The organism is Vibrio ostreae, from assembly GCF_019226825.1.
In the GTDB taxonomy this organism is placed as follows: domain Bacteria; phylum Pseudomonadota; class Gammaproteobacteria; order Enterobacterales; family Vibrionaceae; genus Vibrio; species Vibrio ostreae.
This window is the reverse complement of the sequence record NZ_CP076643.1, coordinates 1,490,994-1,508,167: the sequence shown is the minus strand read 5'-3', so window position 1 is coordinate 1,508,167 and position 17,174 is coordinate 1,490,994. Positions and strand designations below refer to the sequence as shown.

At 52.4% G+C, this 17,174-nt stretch carries 11 protein-coding genes and 2 pseudogenes; 8 read left to right on the top strand and 5 right to left on the bottom strand.

Annotated features, from left to right (window positions below; translation table 11 throughout):
• Positions 1 to 62: 62 nt before the first annotated feature.
• Positions 63 to 3,525: pseudogene (gene mfd / locus KNV97_RS12915) on the bottom strand (transcription-repair coupling factor).
• A gap of 8 nt (positions 3,526 to 3,533) precedes the next feature.
• A complete protein-coding gene (locus tag KNV97_RS12910; protein ID WP_136484225.1) occupies positions 3,534 to 4,103 on the bottom strand; it encodes a PilZ domain-containing protein in 570 nt (189 codons plus the stop codon).
• A 175-nt stretch (positions 4,104 to 4,278) separates the two neighbouring features.
• On the opposite strand from KNV97_RS12910, the gene lolC reads away from it, so the two are divergent.
• Genes lolC through lolE form a run of 3 tightly spaced genes read left to right on the top strand, consistent with a single transcriptional unit; the run spans position 4,279 to position 7,411 of the window.
• Positions 4,279 to 5,487 carry a lipoprotein-releasing ABC transporter permease subunit LolC gene (gene lolC, locus KNV97_RS12905; RefSeq protein ID WP_168796988.1) on the top strand — a complete coding sequence of 403 codons (1,209 nt, stop codon included), beginning with the start codon at positions 4,279 to 4,281 and terminating at the stop codon, positions 5,485 to 5,487.
• Positions 5,480 to 6,166, top strand: a complete 687-nt coding sequence (gene lolD, locus KNV97_RS12900; protein WP_136484223.1) for a lipoprotein-releasing ABC transporter ATP-binding protein LolD — start codon at positions 5,480 to 5,482, stop codon at positions 6,164 to 6,166. The genes lolC and lolD overlap by 8 nt, the downstream gene beginning before the upstream one ends.
• A complete protein-coding gene (gene lolE, locus KNV97_RS12895) occupies positions 6,167 to 7,411 on the top strand; it encodes a lipoprotein-releasing ABC transporter permease subunit LolE (RefSeq protein ID WP_218563291.1) in 1,245 nt (414 codons plus the stop codon). It abuts the gene before it with no gap.
• Between the two features lie 239 nt (positions 7,412 to 7,650).
• On the opposite strand, the gene KNV97_RS12890 is transcribed toward lolE, so the two are convergent.
• Entirely contained in the window at positions 7,651 to 8,181 is a 531-nt protein-coding gene (locus tag KNV97_RS12890) for a DUF2062 domain-containing protein (RefSeq protein ID WP_136484221.1), read from the bottom strand.
• An 8-nt stretch (positions 8,182 to 8,189) separates the two neighbouring features.
• Here KNV97_RS12890 and KNV97_RS12885 point away from each other — a divergent pair, with 8 nt between their 5' ends.
• Genes KNV97_RS12885 through kdsB form a run of 5 tightly spaced genes read left to right on the top strand, consistent with a single transcriptional unit; the run spans position 8,190 to position 14,162 of the window.
• Positions 8,190 to 10,442 carry a DNA internalization-related competence protein ComEC/Rec2 gene (locus tag KNV97_RS12885; RefSeq protein WP_218563290.1) on the top strand — a complete coding sequence of 751 codons (2,253 nt, stop codon included), beginning with the start codon at positions 8,190 to 8,192 and terminating at the stop codon, positions 10,440 to 10,442.
• Between the two features lie 33 nt (positions 10,443 to 10,475).
• Positions 10,476 to 12,227, top strand: coding sequence for a lipid A ABC transporter ATP-binding protein/permease MsbA (gene msbA / locus KNV97_RS12880; protein WP_136484219.1), 1,752 nt, complete (start codon positions 10,476 to 10,478; stop codon positions 12,225 to 12,227).
• 21 nt (positions 12,228 to 12,248) lie between these two features.
• On the top strand, positions 12,249 to 13,256 hold the full coding sequence (gene lpxK, locus KNV97_RS12875) for a tetraacyldisaccharide 4'-kinase (RefSeq protein ID WP_136484218.1): 1,008 nt from the start codon (positions 12,249 to 12,251) through the stop codon (positions 13,254 to 13,256).
• The gene (locus KNV97_RS12870) at positions 13,237 to 13,416 is read left to right on the top strand and encodes a Trm112 family protein (RefSeq protein WP_136484217.1); all 180 of its coding nucleotides are present in this window, start codon (positions 13,237 to 13,239) and stop codon (positions 13,414 to 13,416) included. The genes lpxK and KNV97_RS12870 overlap by 20 nt, the downstream gene beginning before the upstream one ends.
• Positions 13,416 to 14,162, top strand: coding sequence for a 3-deoxy-manno-octulosonate cytidylyltransferase (gene kdsB, locus KNV97_RS12865; protein ID WP_136484216.1), 747 nt, complete (start codon positions 13,416 to 13,418; stop codon positions 14,160 to 14,162). Before KNV97_RS12870 ends, kdsB begins: the two co-directional genes overlap by 1 nt.
• A gap of 112 nt (positions 14,163 to 14,274) precedes the next feature.
• On the opposite strand, the gene KNV97_RS12860 is transcribed toward kdsB, so the two are convergent.
• Both KNV97_RS12860 and KNV97_RS12855 read right to left on the bottom strand, forming a co-directional pair.
• Entirely contained in the window at positions 14,275 to 15,822 is a 1,548-nt protein-coding gene (locus KNV97_RS12860; RefSeq protein ID WP_136484215.1) for a SpoVR family protein, read from the bottom strand.
• A 12-nt stretch (positions 15,823 to 15,834) separates the two neighbouring features.
• A pseudogene (locus tag KNV97_RS12855) lies at positions 15,835 to 17,104 on the bottom strand (YeaH/YhbH family protein).
• Positions 17,105 to 17,174: the final 70 nt, after the last annotated feature.

Here is a 17,174-nt window from a genome sequence, read left to right as displayed (position 1 = left end):
CGTCATTCAGTGCAACGCACTTGGTTCATTATGCGTCCGGCGCTTGCGCTGCGCCGGTACGTTTAAGCTGCTGGTAGCAGATTTTGCTGAAACTCTTCCAGCATATTTGCTACGAACTGAATTCGCTCTCGGCGATCGACCAAAGGTATGGCAAATTTGAACTTGGTCGGCCCTTCCATCGAAAATTGTTTCGGTTGAGACTGCAATAGTTTAACCAAAAACATCGGGTTAATGTCAGCATTCGGATAGAACTCAATGTAGCCGCCTTTCTCGTGTGCTTCAATTTTACGTATTTTCAGCGTGGCTGCATCCAGTTTCAATTCGGCAACCGAGAGCAGATTCATTGCGGCATCAGGTAACTTACCGAAACGGTCGATAAGCTCGACTTTCAGCTCGGCCAGTTCATCACTGTGGCCGACGCTGGCGATCTGTTTATACATCGACAGGCGCGTGTTGATGTCCGGGATGTAATCGTCCGGCAGCAGGGCCGGGATGCGCAGTTCCACTTCGGTTTGCTCACGCAGCAAATCATCCAGCGACGGCTCTTTGCCTGACTTCAACGCTTCAACCGCTTGTTCGAGCATTTCCATGTACAGCGTGAAACCGATCGACTGAATCTGGCCGCTTTGTTCATCGCCGAGCAGTTCACCGGCACCACGAATTTCCAAATCGTGCGTCGCGAGCGTGAAACCGGCACCGAGATCTTCCAGTGAGGCGATCGCTTCGAGGCGTTTCTGCGCATCCTTGGTCATCGCTTTCGGATGCGGTGTCAGCAGATACGCGTACGCCTGGTGATGCGAGCGGCCAACCCGTCCACGCAACTGGTGTAATTGCGCCAGGCCCAGTGAATCCGCCCGATTCATGATGATGGTGTTGGCGGTCGGAACATCGATACCGGTCTCGATGATGGTGGTACACACCAACAAGTTAAAGCGCTGGTGGTAAAAATCGTTCATGACCCGTTCCAGCTCGCGCTCGCGCATCTGGCCGTGGGCAATGGTGATACGCGCTTCCGGAATCAGCTTCTCCAGATCAGCGGCGACTTTCTCAATCGTCTCGACCTGATTATGCAGGAAGTAGACCTGGCCGCCGCGCATGATTTCACGCAGTGCAGCTTCACGGATGACGTTATCGTCACTTTCCCGGACAAAGGTCTTGATCGCCATGCGGCGCGCGGGCGGCGTGGCAATGATAGACAGATCGCGCATGCCGCTCATCGCCATATTCAGCGTGCGTGGGATCGGCGTTGCGGTCAGAGTCAGAATATCGACATCGGCGCGCATCGCTTTGACTTTTTCCTTCTGGCGCACGCCGAACCGGTGTTCTTCATCCACGATCAGCAAACCCAAATCGGCAAATTTGATCTCGCTGGAGAGCAGTTTATGGGTACCGACCAGGATATCGACTTTACCATCGGCTACATCCTGCAGAATGAGCTTCTGCTCTTTGGCCGATTTAAAACGCGATAGCACCTCAACCCGGATGGGCAGGTTCGCAAAGCGGTCCCGGAAGTTTTCAAAATGTTGCTGGGCGAGCAGAGTTGTCGGTACTAACACCGCAACCTGCTTGCTGTTGTCGGTCGAGACAAAAGCCGCGCGCATCGCCACTTCGGTTTTACCAAAGCCGACATCGCCACACACCAGACGATCCATCGCTTTTGGTTGGCACATATCTGACAGCACCGCGTTGATCGCCATCGCCTGATCGTCGGTCTCTTCAAACGGGAAGCCGGATTTGAAGGTGGCGTATTGGCCGCGGTCAAGCTGGAATTTATAGCCTGGCTTGAGCTCGCGTTTGGCGTAGACATCAAGCAGTTCAGCGGCCACATCGCGTACTTTCTCTGCCGCTTTACGGCGCGCTTTAGCCCAGGCTTCGCCACCCAGTTTATGCAGCGGCGCAGCCTTCTTCTGCACCGCCGGAGTAGCGGCTGATGAGATTGAGCGATGACACCGGCACATACAACTTGGCATCGTTCTGATATTCGAGGGTGACGTATTCGGTGGTCATGCCGCCCGCTTCCAGTGTCTGCAGACCAACGTAACGGCCGATACCGTGGTCGATATGCACCACTGGCTGGCCAGGCTTAAGTTCGGCCAGATTACGGATGACTGCATCGCTGTTGGTCGCTTTGCGCTCTTTTTTACGTCGTTTGGCAACGCGATCACCGAGAAGGTCGCTTTCGCAAATCAGCGCCAGTTGCTGATCGCCGAAAATAAAGCCGTGTTCGGCCGAGCCCTGAATCAGGGCAAATTTTTCATCGCTATGGCACGCCGTGGCAAAATCAGGCTGGCTGATCGGGCGTAGCTTGATACGTTGCAGCAGCTCCAGCAGAGCTTCGCGGCGACCTTCCGACTCAACCGAGAAGATGATTTTGCCGGCAAACTGTTCACTGAATTGACGCAGTGCAGCCAGCGGCTCTTTGTGCTGATGTTGTACGGCAACATCCGGCAGCGGGCGGATATCCGGATTGACCCGGCCCGCTTTCTCTTCCACCACATCAACCGAAACGGTCAGTTGCGGCAGGGTTTTAAAGCGCGCAAACAGTTCGTCTTTTTTCAGCCACAGTTCGTGCGGCGGTAACAGCGGACGCAGTGGGTCAATTTTGCGCTGATCGTAGCGGTAATCAACATCGTTGAGGAAGTGATCCACGGACTGTTCCAGCGCGCCGACGGTGATGAGCTGACTGCCTTCGGGCAGGTAATCGAACAGGGTTTCGGTATGCTCGAAAAACAGCGGCTGCCAGTATTCGATACCGGCCGGCCAGGTGCCTTTCGATACCTGCATGTAGACAGATTCGGGTTCGCGGCGCGCCTCAAAACGCTGGCGCCAGCGGGTGCGAAACTCTTCAATGGCCTGCTCGTTGGATGGAAACTCATGCGCCGGCAGCAGACAAATCTCACGGATCTCTTCGATCGAGCGCTGGTTTTCCGGATCGAAGGTGCGGATGGTGTCTATTTCGTCATCGAAAAAGTCGATCCGGTATGGATCGCTGCTACCCATCGGGAACAGATCCAGGATTGAGCCGCGGCTGGCGTATTCACCCGGCCCGAACACCTGATCAACATGGCGATAGCCGGAGTTATCCAGTTGCACACGCAGTTTGTCGAGCGAGAAACGGTCACCCTGTTTCACCATCAGGGTGTGTTGCAGCAGGAAATCACGCGGTGACTGGCGTTGCAATAACGTGCTGACCGGAACGATGGTGATACCACAGCTTTGCCCCGGCAGTTGGTACAGGCGAGAAATACGCTCCGATATGATCTCCTGATGGGGAGAAAAACTATCGTAGGGCAGGGTTTCCCAATCCGGGAACAGCGCCACACCGGCCTGGCAGAATTGCTCGATTTCTTGTTGCAGTTTTAGTGCTGTTTGCGGATCAGGCACTGCGAGCAGGGTATGGCCCGGATGCTGGTTGGCCAGTTCCGCGATCGCCAGCGCCAGACTGGCACCGTGCAGATTACCAATGTGTTTTTTATCGCCCGCCCTAGTGGCCGACGGCAAAGAAAAAAGAGTATGTGTAGTCATGTTAACAGTTATGATTTTTCTCGGTCTAAGGAGCGTTGACGCAGCAGCTTCTGTTGTTGATGCAGGGCCGCTTTAATCAGCAGGTCCTGGTCCGTGTCGCGCAGCAGGGTGTATTTTACCGTTGCCATAAAGTGGTCGTCAGCCGGTTCGCAGGTCACTATCTGGCCATAACAATAAATGGCGGCAGCCGGATATTCCAGAAACAACTTAGCACGAACCAAGTGGCCCGGGTTGACGGCTTGAGGGCTCTTATAAGTGAACTGACTGGCGCCAAAGCCGGTAGTATGAGTACGAAAGCGCGAGTCATCCTGCTGTGACAGCATAAAACTCAGCAACAGATTGAGTTTAGAGTTCTGAGTTTCCAGTAACTGGATGACATTTTTGAAATCGCTGTTTTTCAGTTCCAGGCGCGCCGCTTCACTGAGTTGATCAAGCTGGCTGAATTCACTGGCAACAACAAAAGGTGCCGGAATTTCCGCTTCGAAATCGGTGGGAGAAGGCAGGTCATAGTCAGCCGCTAACGGCTCAACATTGATTGTCAGTGCGTGGTGTACGGTAAAATATTCTTGTTCTGTCATAGTCGGTTCCTTCTCACCTCTGTGTTGATTATCGTCATACAGTCCAACTAATCAAGGTATGTCATTGTTATTGGTGTGAAATAAGCGCGCTCTTACAGAGATTTAGCAAAGAAAAACTACAACCTTGCGCAGATTATCGTTACAGTAGCGCCATCCTATTTGATTGGTTTTAATTATGTTTCATCCGATTTCGACCTTTATCGGCCTGCGTTATTTGCGTGGTCGCTCCGGTGACAGGTTTAGTCGATTCGTTTCTTACATGTCCACTGCCGGTATTACAATTGGCGTGATGGCCTTAGTGACCGTGCTTTCGGTGATGAATGGCTTCGAAGCGCAGTTGAAAAGCCGTATTCTTGGTGTACTGCCTCAGGCGGTGATTTCGCAGCAGCAGGATAAAACTGCGCTCACTGAGCAGGCACCTGAGTTTATCCGTACCTTGTCTACGCAACGCGAGCCCGAACCTGTGGTACGCAGTGAAGCTGTCATTCAGAGCGCGTCTGAGCTCTCGGCCGGGTTACTGGTCGGGATTGCACCGGACCAGGACGACCCGATTGGCGATTTCCTGATCGCAGGCCGTCTGGCGGCGTTGCAGGAAGGTGAGTACCGGGTTTTCCTCGGTCACACGCTGGCACGCAACCTCGATGTGTCGGTGGGCGATAAAGTGCGCCTGATGGTGACCAGCGCCAGTCAGTTTACACCGCTTGGGCGCATTCCGAGCCAGCGTAATTTCACCGTTGCCGGGATTTTTAATACCGGTTCCGATGTGGATGCCCAGCTGATGATCGCACATTTGCATGACGCGGGTAAATTGCTGCGCTTTGATGATCACACCGTTTCCGGTTGGCGTTTGTTCTTCGATGACCCGTTTGTGGTTGGCGATCTGGCCCAGCAACCCTTACCCGAGGGCTGGCAGTGGAGCGACTGGCGTGATCAGCGAGGTGAACTGTTCCAGGCGGTACGGATGGAAAAGAACATGATGGGGTTGATGCTGGGGCTTATCGTTGGCGTTGCCGCATTCAACATCATTTCTGCACTGATCATGGTTGTGATGGAAAAGCAGTCTGAAGTCGCGATTCTCAAAACTCAGGGCATGACGAACCGTCAGGTGCTGACCATCTTTATGGTGCAGGGCGCCAGCAGCGGCGTGATTGGCGCTATTGTAGGCGGTACCCTTGGGGTATTACTGGCCAAAAATCTTAACGCAGTAATGGAATCGACCGGGGTTGCGCTGTTCCCGATGGGAGGCGAACTGCCGGTGGTGATTAATCCATTGCAAATCTGTATCGTGGTGGTGCTGGCGATCTGTCTCAGCCTGCTGGCGACCTTATTCCCTTCTTACCGGGCATCTTCTGTTAAACCCGCCGAGGCTTTACGTTATGAATAACCTTTTACGTTGTCACCAAGTTTGCAAAACCTATCAGGAAGGGGATCTGGCAACGCAAGTGCTGAAAGGGGTCAGTTTTGAACTCAAGCGCGGCGAGCTGGTGTCGATTATCGGCTCATCCGGCTCGGGTAAAAGTACCCTGTTACACATTCTGGGCGCACTGGATGACGCGTCCGAAGGTCAGGTCGAGTTTCTTGACCAGCAGCTTAGTACGCTGAGTTCAAACAAACAGGCGAAAATTCGCAACCAGCATCTGGGTTTTGTCTATCAGTTTCACCATCTGCTGGCTGATTTCACTGCGTTGGAAAATGTCGCGATGCCTTTGCTGATCGGTGGTAAAAAAGTGGCGCACGCGAAACAGGAAGCGGAAGCTCTGCTGGCCCGAGTCGGTTTGTCACATCGTCTTGAGCACCGCCCGTCCGAGCTGTCCGGTGGTGAACGCCAGCGTGTTGCCATTGCGCGCGCGCTGGTCAATAAGCCGGACCTGGTGCTGGCAGATGAGCCGACCGGTAATCTGGATCATAAAACTGCGCTATCGATTTACGATCTGATGCGCGAGCTGAACCGCGAATCAGGCACCGCATTTCTGGTTGTTACTCACGATGGTGAGCTGGCGGCCAAAATGGATCGCCAGTTGCACATGCAAGATGGTCTGTTGCTCAATGCAGAGGGGGCGTGAGTGTTTCGTTCTCTCTCTCTGTTTATCGGTGGCCGTTTTAGCCGTGCCAAGCAGCGTAACAAGATGGTGTCGTTTATCTCACTCTCATCGACGATTGGGATTGCAGTCGGTGTTGCCGTGATCATCATTGGCTTATCGGCGATGAACGGCTTTGAACGTGAGCTGCAAAACCGGGTGTTGTCCGTGATTCCGCACGGTGAATTTGAAGGCGTGAAAGGCCCGATCAATGACTGGCAGACACTGATGACTCAGGCGACCAAGAGTCCGCAGGTGGTGGCCGCCGCGCCTTATGTCAAATTTACCGCGCTGGCGGAAAAAGGCACTCAGCTTAAAGCGATCGAAGTGCGCGGCGTGGATCCGCAGCGTGAGCGGGCGGTGTCTCGTTTGTCCGAGTATGTGACTGATGAGGCCTGGGCGCAGTTTGCTCCCGGACAGCAGCAGGTCATTCTCGGTAAAGGTGTGGCCGATCAGCTTGGTGTCGGTGTCGGTGATTATCTGACTCTGATGATCCCCGCCAGTGATGGCTCGGCCCGAGTGCAGGCGCCGCGCCGGGTGCGGGTTCAGGTCAGTGGCTTGTTGGCGCTCAATGGTCAGATTGATCACAGTCTGGCTCTGTTACCGCTGCAAGATGCGCAGCAGTATGCCCGGATTGGCGATGCTGTCTCGGGAGTGGCGATTAAAGTTACGGATGTGCTCAATGCCAGCCGCATTGTGCGCGATGTCGGTCAGACCCTGAACGAATATGTCTATCTGCGTAGCTGGCAACAGAAATTCGGCTTCTTGTACCGCGATATTCAGATGGTGCGTACCATCATGTATCTGGTCATGGTGCTGGTGATTGGTGTCGCGAGCTTCAATATTGTTTCGACGCTGATGATGGCGGTCAAAGATCGGGCCGCAGAAATTGCGATTTTGCGTACCATGGGCGCTTCCGATGGCCTGGTAAAACGGATTTTTGTCTGGCAGGGAGTCTTTTCCGGTGTGCTGGGCAGTATTGTCGGCAGTATCCTAGGGGTACTTGTCGCCTTTAATCTGACCACTTTAATCAAAGGACTGGAGTCACTGATTGGTCACCACTTCCTGTCCGGCGACATTTACTTCGTCGATTTCCTGCCATCACAGGTACAAAGTGGCGATGTGCTGCTGGTTTCCGGTACGGCGATTGTCCTCAGTCTGCTTGCGACCTGGTATCCGGCGAAACGGGCCAGCAAACTCAATCCGGCCAGTGTACTGAGCAGTAAATAATTATTTACGGGTCAACAGGCACAAAAAAGGACCGAAAGGTCCTTTTTTTGTGCCTGTTAGTCAGCGCTGAATGGAGTGACTGCTGGTTATATCCGCTCACTGTGTAATGGCGAATACCATTTGCCTAACCGGTTCGCGCTTAACAGGTCTGGTTCAGCAAGTTTTTCTCAACAAGCGTTGCAGAGCAAAATGCCTGCTCGGTCGTACCCCCGGCAAAATCACGCCAAGCCAGCTGCAAATCAGGTTAGATTTTGCGGCAGTTTGGTGACGCGGCGTTTTTGCCAGCTGCGCACCACAGAATAACGCCACAAACCGCGGATACCAAAGTAGCCGATGATTGATGACACCACAGCGCATACACCACAGCCGAGTAAAAACGGAGGTCCAATGGTACTCATCTGTTGCATGATGAAGTCCCAATTGAGTTCAAAATGGAACGGCTGGGGTGGTACGTTCATTAACCAGGCCCCCAATTTATACGCAAAATAAAAAATGACCGGCATGGTTATCGGGTTTGTGATCCACACCAGAGCGATAGACAGTGGCAGGTTAACGCCACAGGCGATGGCAAGTCCGGCGGACATAATCATCTGGCTTGGAAGGGGCACAAACGCCATAAACAGGCCAACTGCAAACGCACCAGCCGCTGAGCGTCGGTTAAGACACCACAGGTTGGGGTTATACAGCACATTGCCAAAAACTTTTAATGCCTTTTGACGTCTGATGACATCAGGGTTAGGCATGAACCGCTTAATGTATTTTCTTGGCATCGGGGAACATGACTCTCTTTTCGAATTACTGGACGCTCGCTTCGTTCTCGCTCACCATACTGTCAGCGCCTTACTGGCCGTGGATGCCGGGATGGGGCGTTGCACTTTTATGCCTTGCATTGTGCTTTGCTGCTCTTACTCTGCCACAATGGACGGGCAGATTGAGAGGAGTGGGAGGGATTGCGTTCGCCGTGCTGGTTATCATAACACATGCACAGTTAGTGAGATCTCAATCCAACACTATTTTTCAAGCAGGGCAAGATATTACCATAAAAGGCGAAGTTGACAGCTTTTTTAAACAAATTACTTACGGATATGAAGGAAGTGTGGTAGTCAGATCAATAAATGGTCAAGCTCTGCCCGAGTATCAATATCCAACTATACGCTTAATATCGCCCGTGCTGCTTTATCCGGGCGATGATTTTGAATTTTCTGTGACGGTAAAGCCTGTGTTCGGCCGCCTGAATCAGGTCGGTTTTGACCTCGAATCTTTCTATTTGAGCCAGGGTTGGGTTGCCCGGGCAACGGTGCAACGGGCATCCTCATTTCGTATCGTGTCTAATGCCAGTTGGCGCTCTGAGCTTTATCTGCAAGTACGGGAATGGATGGAGCACAGTCAGGCTAAGGGCCTGGTGCTGGCACTGACATTTGGCGAGCGTGACCTGATTTCAGACCAGCAGTGGCTCTCTTTGCGTGACAGCGGCCTGATTCATCTGGTGGCGATTTCCGGACTGCATATCGGTATGGCGTTTGGCATCGGTTACCTGCTTGGCCTGACGCTGATGCGTATTCATCGCCATCTGTTGTGGAGCCCGATGCTACTTGGTGCTTGTCTGGCTCTGGGGTACGCGTGGCTGGCCGGTTTTACCATCCCCACACAACGTGCGCTTATCATGTGTTGGCTCAACGTAGCGTTGACGCTCAGCCGGGTTACTATTACGGCCCCGCAGCGTCTGCTGCTCACTTTGGCTGTGGTTTTGCTGCTGGCGCCATTCTCTTCGCTCAGTCGCAGCTTCTGGTTATCGTTTCTCGCGGTTGGTATTGTGCTTTATCACGTGTGCGATGCGGCTTCACAGCGTCCCTGGTGGAAAAAACTGCTCTATAGTCAGTTCAGCCTTACGTTGCTAATGTTACCGGTTTCCGCGTTTTTCTTCGCCGGATTCAGTCTCAGCTCAGCCCTGTACAATCTGGTGTTTATTCCCTGGTTTACTCTGGTGATTGTGCCCGGACTGTTTATTGCGTTACTGCTGAGTCAGATACTGCCTGACAGCGTATGGATATGGGATTGGGTGGGTATCAGTTTTATCCCGCTCGATCATGCTTTGGATTGGGTTGGGCCGAGTTGGGTCTCTGTCAGCCAAACCAGCAGCTTACTGCTGCTGACCGGCTTAGTGTTGTGGGCCATACGTGAAGTGATCAGTCGGCGCTTGCTGCTGGCTATCGGTGCGCTGTTTGCGACTCACTGGTTGTCGATACCACATAAGGACGGCTGGCGGGTTGAAGTGCTCGATGTGGGGCATGGCCTGGCGGTAATGATAGAGCGCCACGGACATTATCTGCTGTATGACACCGCACGCAGCTGGCCCGGCGGCAGTTTTGCGCGCAGCCTGATTGAGCCACTGCTGGTTTACTGGCAGGCCAGGAAACTCGATGGGGTAATCATCAGCCACACTGACAATGATCACGCCGGAGGCCTGGCCGATGTTATTGAGCGTCTGCAGCCTGGCTGGATTATTGCCAGTCAGCAGCATCCTGACTGGCTGGCTTGTACGAAAGGGCAGCGCTGGCATTGGCAGGGGCTGGAGTTGACGGCCTTGTGGCCTCCTGCGCAAGTATCGCGGGCTGACAATCTGCATTCCTGTGTGATTCGGATTGAAGATAAAACATTTGGTCACTCGCTGCTGCTGTCCGGTGATGTGACGGCTGTCGGTGAGTGGTTACTTAGTCGCGAGCCTTCGGTGGTAAAGAGTGATGTGATGATCGTACCACATCACGGCAGCCAGACTTCTTCCAGCTCCGGCTTCATTGAACGGGTACAACCGAAGATTGCGATTGCGTCACTGGCTAAAGGCAACCAATGGAATCTGCCTCATCCACGGGTGGTTGCCCGCTATCAGGCGGCCGGTGCACAATGGATTGATACCGGCGCGAGCGGCCAGGTTTCATTGATATATCGCGCACAAACTCGCCACTTATCGACTATGCGCCAAAGTACAGCTTCGACTTGGTATAGGCAGATGCTGCGTAAAGAGGTAGAATGAGCGCCAATATTGTCATCAAAATAAAGCCTATCTATGTCACTGAATTCTGACGAAACAACCTGGCAAACCTTTAAACGTTTGTGGACCTACATTCGCCTGTACAAGTCAGGGCTCGTGGTTGCTGTTATCGCACTGGTTGTTAATGCGGTCTCTGATACTTATATGATTTCCCTGCTGAAGCCTCTGCTGGACGAAGGTTTTGGCAACAGTGAGTCCAACTTTCTTAAGACTCTGCCATTTATTATTCTCGGCCTGATGTTTGTGCGCGGTATGAGTGGTTTTGTCTCGTCCTACTGTCTGAGCTGGGTGTCAGGCAACGTGGTGATGCTGATGCGTCGCCGGATTTTTAATCAGTTTATGCACATGCCGGTCAGCTTTTTTGACCGTGAATCGACGGGCGGTCTGCTGTCGCGCATTACTTACGACACTGAACAGGTTGCAGGAGCAACCAGTAAAGCGCTGGTCAGTATTGTGCGTGAAGGTGCCAGTATTGTCGGCTTGTTAGTACTGATGTTCTGGAACAGCTGGGAGTTATCGCTGGTCCTGCTGGTGGTGGCTCCTCTGGTTGCGGTCGGCATCCGTGTGGTCTCGAAACGTTTTCGTAAGATCTCGAAAAACATGCAGACCACCATGGGCCACGTCACGGCATCGGCTGAGCAGATGCTCAAAGGCCATAAAGTGGTGCTGAGCTATGGTGGTCAGGATGTTGAGCGCAAACGGTTTGAAGCGGTCAGCAATAAGATGCGTCAGCAAACGATGAAGCTGGTTTCTGCCCAGGCCATCGCCAACCCTGTGATTCAGATGATCGCGTCGATGGCGCTGGTTGCGGTGCTTTATCTGGCAAGTTTCGACTCGATTCGTGACCAACTGACTCCGGGCACCTTTACCGTGATTTTCTCGGCGATGTTTGGCTTGATGCGTCCACTAAAAGCACTGACCAACGTTACTTCAGATTTCCAGCGCGGTATGGCGGCAAGCTCGACGCTGTTTGACCTGATGGCGCTGGAGACAGAACGTGACAACGGCTCTTTCCACACTGAAAAAGCGCGTGGTGACATTGCGGTGAACGATGTGACGTTTACCTACCAGGGTAAAGAAAAGCCGGCTTTATCGCACGTGAGTTTCCATATTCCGCAAGGCAAAACCGTGGCTCTGGTGGGGCGTTCGGGATCGGGTAAATCAACCATAGCGAACCTGTTTACCCGTTTTTATGATGTCGATTCTGGCTCCATTGAGCTCGATGGGCACGATGTACGCGATTATAAACTGACTAATCTGCGTCAGCACTTCGCGCTGGTTTCGCAAAATGTCCATCTGTTCAATGACACCATTGCCAATAACATTGCTTATGCAGCGGAAGGTGAATACAGTCGCGAGCAGATTGAAGCGGCGGCGCGTCTGGCGCATGCGATGGACTTTATCGATAACATGGCCGATGGTCTGGACACTATGATTGGTGAGAACGGGGCCAGCTTGTCCGGTGGCCAGCGTCAGCGTATTGCAATTGCCCGTGCCTTACTGCGTGATGCGCCGGTACTGATTCTGGATGAGGCGACGTCTGCGCTGGATACTGAATCAGAACGTGCGATTCAGGCGGCGCTGGATGAACTGCAGAAGAACAAAACTGTGCTGGTTATTGCGCACCGTTTGTCTACTATCGAACAAGCAGATGAAATTCTGGTTGTGGATGAAGGTGAAATTATTGAACGTGGTAAACACGCCGAGTTATTGCAACAAGACGGCGCTTATGCACAACTGCACCGTATCCAGTTTGGTGAAGGCTAAGCGCTGGCTGGTGAACAGAGCATGATCGAGAAAATTTGGTTTCACCAACATCCGATGCGATATGTATTGTGGCCCCTGTTGTGGCCACTGAGTCGGGTGTTCGGCATGATAAGCCGCTCACGCCGTCGCGACTTTGAATCGGGAAAGAAAAAGCGTTATCACGCGCCGATTCCTGTGATTGTGGTGGGTAATATCACCGCGGGTGGTAACGGTAAAACACCGGTTGTGATCTGGCTGGTGGAGACGTTGCAAAAGTTAGGCTATAAGCCGGGTGTGGTATCACGCGGTTATGGTGCCAAAGCACCGCGTTATCCATTGCTGGTACAGAACACGACGCCGACTGCGCACTGCGGTGATGAACCGAAACTGATTCAGCAGCGTACCGGAGTGCCGGTTGCCGTCGATCCGGTGCGGGCCAACGCGGTGAAAACCTTGTTGGCCCAGGGTGTGGATATAGTGGTGACCGATGACGGGCTGCAACATTATGCCCTGGAACGTGATATCGAATTTGTGGTTGTGGATGGCGTACGCCGGTTTGGCAATGAACAGATGATCCCTCTGGGACCACTGCGCGAATCCTTGCGACGCCTGAAAGAAGTGGATTTTATCATCACCAATGGCGGTGAAGCGCAGGATGGCGAAATTGCCATGACACTGCAGGCAGATTTAGCCGTCAATCTGGTGACCAAACAGCAGTTGCCGGTGAGTGAGTTGGGTAACGTAGTGGCCTGGGCCGGTATCGGTCATCCACCACGATTTTTTAACACCCTGCAGCAACTGGGCGCGACGCCTGTAGTCACGCACAGTTTTGCCGACCATAAGAATTTTGATGTCTCCGAGCTGAAGGCGCTCGCCATGCGCGGAGACAACGTCATAATGACAGAAAAAGATGCCGTGAAATGCACCGGCTTTGCCCAGGATAACTGGTGGTATCTACCGGTATCTGCGCAGATTGCCGCCGAAGATGAACAGTGCATTGTGGAAACTATTAAAGAGGTAATGGAACAGTATGGATCACCGTCTGCTTGAGATTGTCGCTTGCCCGGTATGTAAAGGCAAACTGACTTACGACAAAGATAATCAGGAACTGATTTGCAAATTAGACCGCCTGGCTTATCCAATCAAAGAGGGCATCCCGGTCCTGCTTGAAACTGAAGCGCGTACCATGTCGATGGATGAGGGACGCTAATGTCTTTTACGGTCGTTATTCCGTCTCGTTACCAGTCAACCCGTTTGCCGGGTAAACCACTGGCGGACATTGGTGGTAAGCCGATGGTGCAGTGGGTTTACGAACAGGCAATGCAAGCTGGTGCGGAACGTGTCATCGTCGCAACAGATGATGAGCGGGTGAAAAGTGCCGTTGAAGCGTTTGGTGGTACGGTGTGCATGACCTCGGCTGACCATCAGTCAGGCACTGAGCGCCTGGCAGAAGTGGTGCAACTGATGGGCATCGAAGATGATCACATCATTGTTAATGTGCAGGGTGACGAGCCACTGATCCCGCCGAGCATTGTGCGCCAGGTCGCGGATAATCTGGCTGCCAGCAGCGCGCCAATGGCCACGCTGGCCGTGGAAATCAGCGATGCGGAAGAAGTGTTTAATCCAAACGCGGTTAAAGTTGTCACTGACAAGGATGGCTATGCGCTGTACTTCAGCCGTGCCACGATTCCCTGGGATCGCGATAATTTCGCTCAGGACAAGAACATTGTGCAACCGCTGATGCGCCATATTGGTATCTATGCTTACCGTGCAGGCTTCATTAATACCTATATAAACTGGCAGCCGAGTCAGCTGGAAAAAATCGAAAGCCTCGAGCAGTTGCGGGTTCTCTGGTACGGCGAAAAGATTCACGTAGCCGTGGCCCTGGAAGCCCCTCCGGCGGGGGTCGATACTCCGGAAGATTTGGCCGCAGTACGCAAGATAGTTGCTGGTTGAACGGTCTTTGACGGCATGGTTACCTGACAACTCGACCTAATAAATGCAAAGCCCCAGAATCCTGGGGCTTTGTTATTAAAGTGAGTGTTAGATGTTGTGTTTTTTGCCCAGATCAGACGTTACTGTCGTGATCATTCTTCTTTGGGCAGGTTGAGAGGATCTCTCGTCTTCCTGTTTCTTTGACCTCCTCTAGTTTGACTTCAAAACCCCATAGACGGTGCATATGTTTCAGCACCTCCTCGTAGCTTGGATCTAAAGGAATTCTATCTTGTGGAATGTATTGCAGCGTGAGCGAACGGTCACCTCTGACATCCACGTTGTAGACTTGAATGTTTGGTTCTAAGTTACTGAGATTGTATTGGGACGCCAGTTTTTCTCGGATCTGGCGATAGCCCAGGTCATCGTGGATGGCACTCACCTCGATAAAGTTTTTATGGTCATCATCGCTGATCGCAAACAGTTTAAAATCGCGGATCAGTTTGGGTGATAAGTACTGACTGATAAAGCTTTCATCTTTGAAGTTATGCATCGCAAAGTGCACGGCGTCCAGCCAGTCACTGCCGGCCAGATCAGGAAACCATTCCCGGTCTTCATCAGTGGGCTCTTCACAGATGCGGCGGATGTCGCGGAACATAGCAAAACCCAGTGCATAAGGGTTGATACCGCTGTAGTAAGGGCTGTTATAAGGCGGCTGCGCCACCACACTGGTGTGGCTGTGCAGAAACTCCAGAATAAACTTATCTGAAACCAAGCCTTCGTCGTACATATGGTTGAGGATGGTATAATGCCAGAAGGTCGCCCAACCTTCGTTCATTACCTGAGTCTGTTTCTGAGGATAGAAATACTGGCTGACTTTACGCACGATGCGCACGATTTCGCGCTGCCAGGGCTCGAGTAGCGGTGCATGCTTCTCGACAAAATAGAGAATGTTTTCCTGCGGTTCACTCGGGAAGTGGCGCTGGACTTCTTCTTCCTGGGCCTTTTTCGGCACGGTGCGCCACAAGGCGTTAACCTGGGATTGCAGATAGGCCTCACGCTCTTCCTGACGCGCTTTTTCTTCCGCTATCGAGATCTTTTCCGGACGTTTGTAACGGTCGACACCGTAATTCATCAGCGCATGACAGGAGTCGAGCAGTTTTTCTACGTCCGCGACACCGTACTTCTCTTCACATTCGGCGATGTAATTTTTCGCGAACAGTAGATAGTCGATGATCGAACTGGCATCGGTCCAGGTCTGGAATAGGTAGTTCCCTTTGAAAAACGAATTATGACCATAACAGGCGTGGGCCATAACCAGTGCCTGCATGGTGACCGTATTTTCCTCCATTAAATAGGCAATACACGGATCGGAGTTAATTACGATCTCATAAGCCAGACCCATCTGGCCATGTTTGTAGTTTTGCTCGGTCTGGATGAACTTTTTACCGAATGACCAGTGGTTATAGTTAATCGGCATACCAATGCTCGAGTAGGCATCCATCATTTGCTCAGAGGTGATCACCTCAATCTGGTTCTGATAGGTGTCTAACCGGTAATGTTCTGCCACCCGTTTAATTTCGGTGTGGTAACGCTCCAGCAGGTCGAAGGTCCAGTCCGGACCATCCGGCAGCAGCTTACTTTTTGGCTTACGCTTCGGCGCGGCTTTGGTTTTCGTCGTCATATGCGCTCCCCCTTATGCCGTTTCCTTGTGGAACAATTCTCTGAACACAGGGAAAATGTCTTCCACACTGCGGATATTTTTCATGGCAAAATTACCAAATGAAGGCTGGAGTTTTTCGTACTCGTGCCAAAGTGTCTGATGTGAACGACGCGTGATCTCGATGTAAGCGTAATACTGACAACACGGTAACAGCTTATTGGTCAGCAGCTCTTTACAGCGCGGCGAGTCATCGGCCCAGTTATCGCCGTCCGAGGCCTGTGCGCCATAGATGTTCCATTCACCAAGCGGATAGCGTTCCCGGATGATTTCATCCATCAGTTTCAGTGCGCTGGAGACTATGGTACCGCCGGTTTCCTGCGAGTAGAAAAACTCGTGTTCATCGACTTCTTTTGCTTGGGTGTGGTGGCGAATAAACACCACTTCCACGTTTTCATAGGTTCTGGTCAGGAACAGATAGAGCAAAACATAAAAACGTTTGGCGATATCTTTGGTCGCCTGATCCATTGAGCCGGAAACGTCCATTAGACAGAACATCACTGCCTGGCTAGAGGGTACCGGGCGTTTCTCATAGTTCTTAAAGCGCAAGTCGAAGGTGTCAATGAACGGGACACTGTCGATTTTTTTGCGCAGATCCTCGATCTCCTGCCTGATGCGACGCTCTTCGAGTAACTGTGCCGGTTCACTGTTTTGAATGCGATCCAGCTCAAGTTCAAGTTCACGCATCAAACGGCGTTTGCCCGCCGTCATCGCAGTACGACGGGCCAGCGATTGCTGCAGTGACCGCACGATAGCGATATTGGCAGGCACACCTGCTGTCTGGAAACCTGAGCGATGATTTTTCCACTCGGTAATCTTGTTGAGTTGGTTTTTTTTCCAGGTTAGGCAGTTCCAGATCTTCAAACAGAATATCGAGATACTCATCTTTGGAAATCTGAAATACAAAATCGTCCTGACCTTCGCCGTCCGGGCTGGCTTCACCTTCACCCGAACCGCCTCCCTGGCCACTTTTTGGCCGTTCAATTTTGTCACCGCGGGTGAACTGGTCATTGCCGGGGTGAACGCGTTCTCTGTGCCCGCCTTTGCCTTGATGGAAAGAGGGCTCTTTGATGTCACGGTTCGGAATCGAGACATCTTCACCGGTTTCGGTATTGGTGATTGAGCGACGATTAACGGCATCGGCAACCGATTCCTTAATCTGCTCCTTGTAACGGCGTAAGAAGCGCTGTCTGTTGACTGCGCTCTTGTTCTTACCGTTCAACCTTCTATCGATAAACTGCGCCATGAGATTCTCCCTGTAAACATCCCTCAGTGAGCAATCACTTGCTCCTACCGCCTGGGGCATTCCCTGAACT

Bases quoted from the DNA above. Each gene is read 5' to 3' on its own strand.
- lpxK (WP_136484218.1), top strand. From the start codon at position 12,249: ATGATCGAGAAAATTTGGTTTCACCAACATCCGATGCGATATGTATTG.
- KNV97_RS12870 (WP_136484217.1), top strand. From the start codon at position 13,237: ATGGATCACCGTCTGCTTGAGATTGTCGCTTGCCCGGTATGTAAAGGC.
- lolC (WP_168796988.1), top strand. From the start codon at position 4,279: ATGTTTCATCCGATTTCGACCTTTATCGGCCTGCGTTATTTGCGTGGT.
- KNV97_RS12890 (WP_136484221.1), bottom strand. From the start codon at position 8,181: ATGCCAAGAAAATACATTAAGCGGTTCATGCCTAACCCTGATGTCATC.
- lolD (WP_136484223.1), top strand. From the start codon at position 5,480: ATGAATAACCTTTTACGTTGTCACCAAGTTTGCAAAACCTATCAGGAA.
- kdsB (WP_136484216.1), top strand. From the start codon at position 13,416: ATGTCTTTTACGGTCGTTATTCCGTCTCGTTACCAGTCAACCCGTTTG.
- KNV97_RS12860 (WP_136484215.1), bottom strand. From the start codon at position 15,822: ATGACGACGAAAACCAAAGCCGCGCCGAAGCGTAAGCCAAAAAGTAAG.
- msbA (WP_136484219.1), top strand. From the start codon at position 10,476: ATGTCACTGAATTCTGACGAAACAACCTGGCAAACCTTTAAACGTTTG.
- KNV97_RS12885 (WP_218563290.1), top strand. From the start codon at position 8,190: ATGACTCTCTTTTCGAATTACTGGACGCTCGCTTCGTTCTCGCTCACC.
- KNV97_RS12910 (WP_136484225.1), bottom strand. From the start codon at position 4,103: ATGACAGAACAAGAATATTTTACCGTACACCACGCACTGACAATCAAT.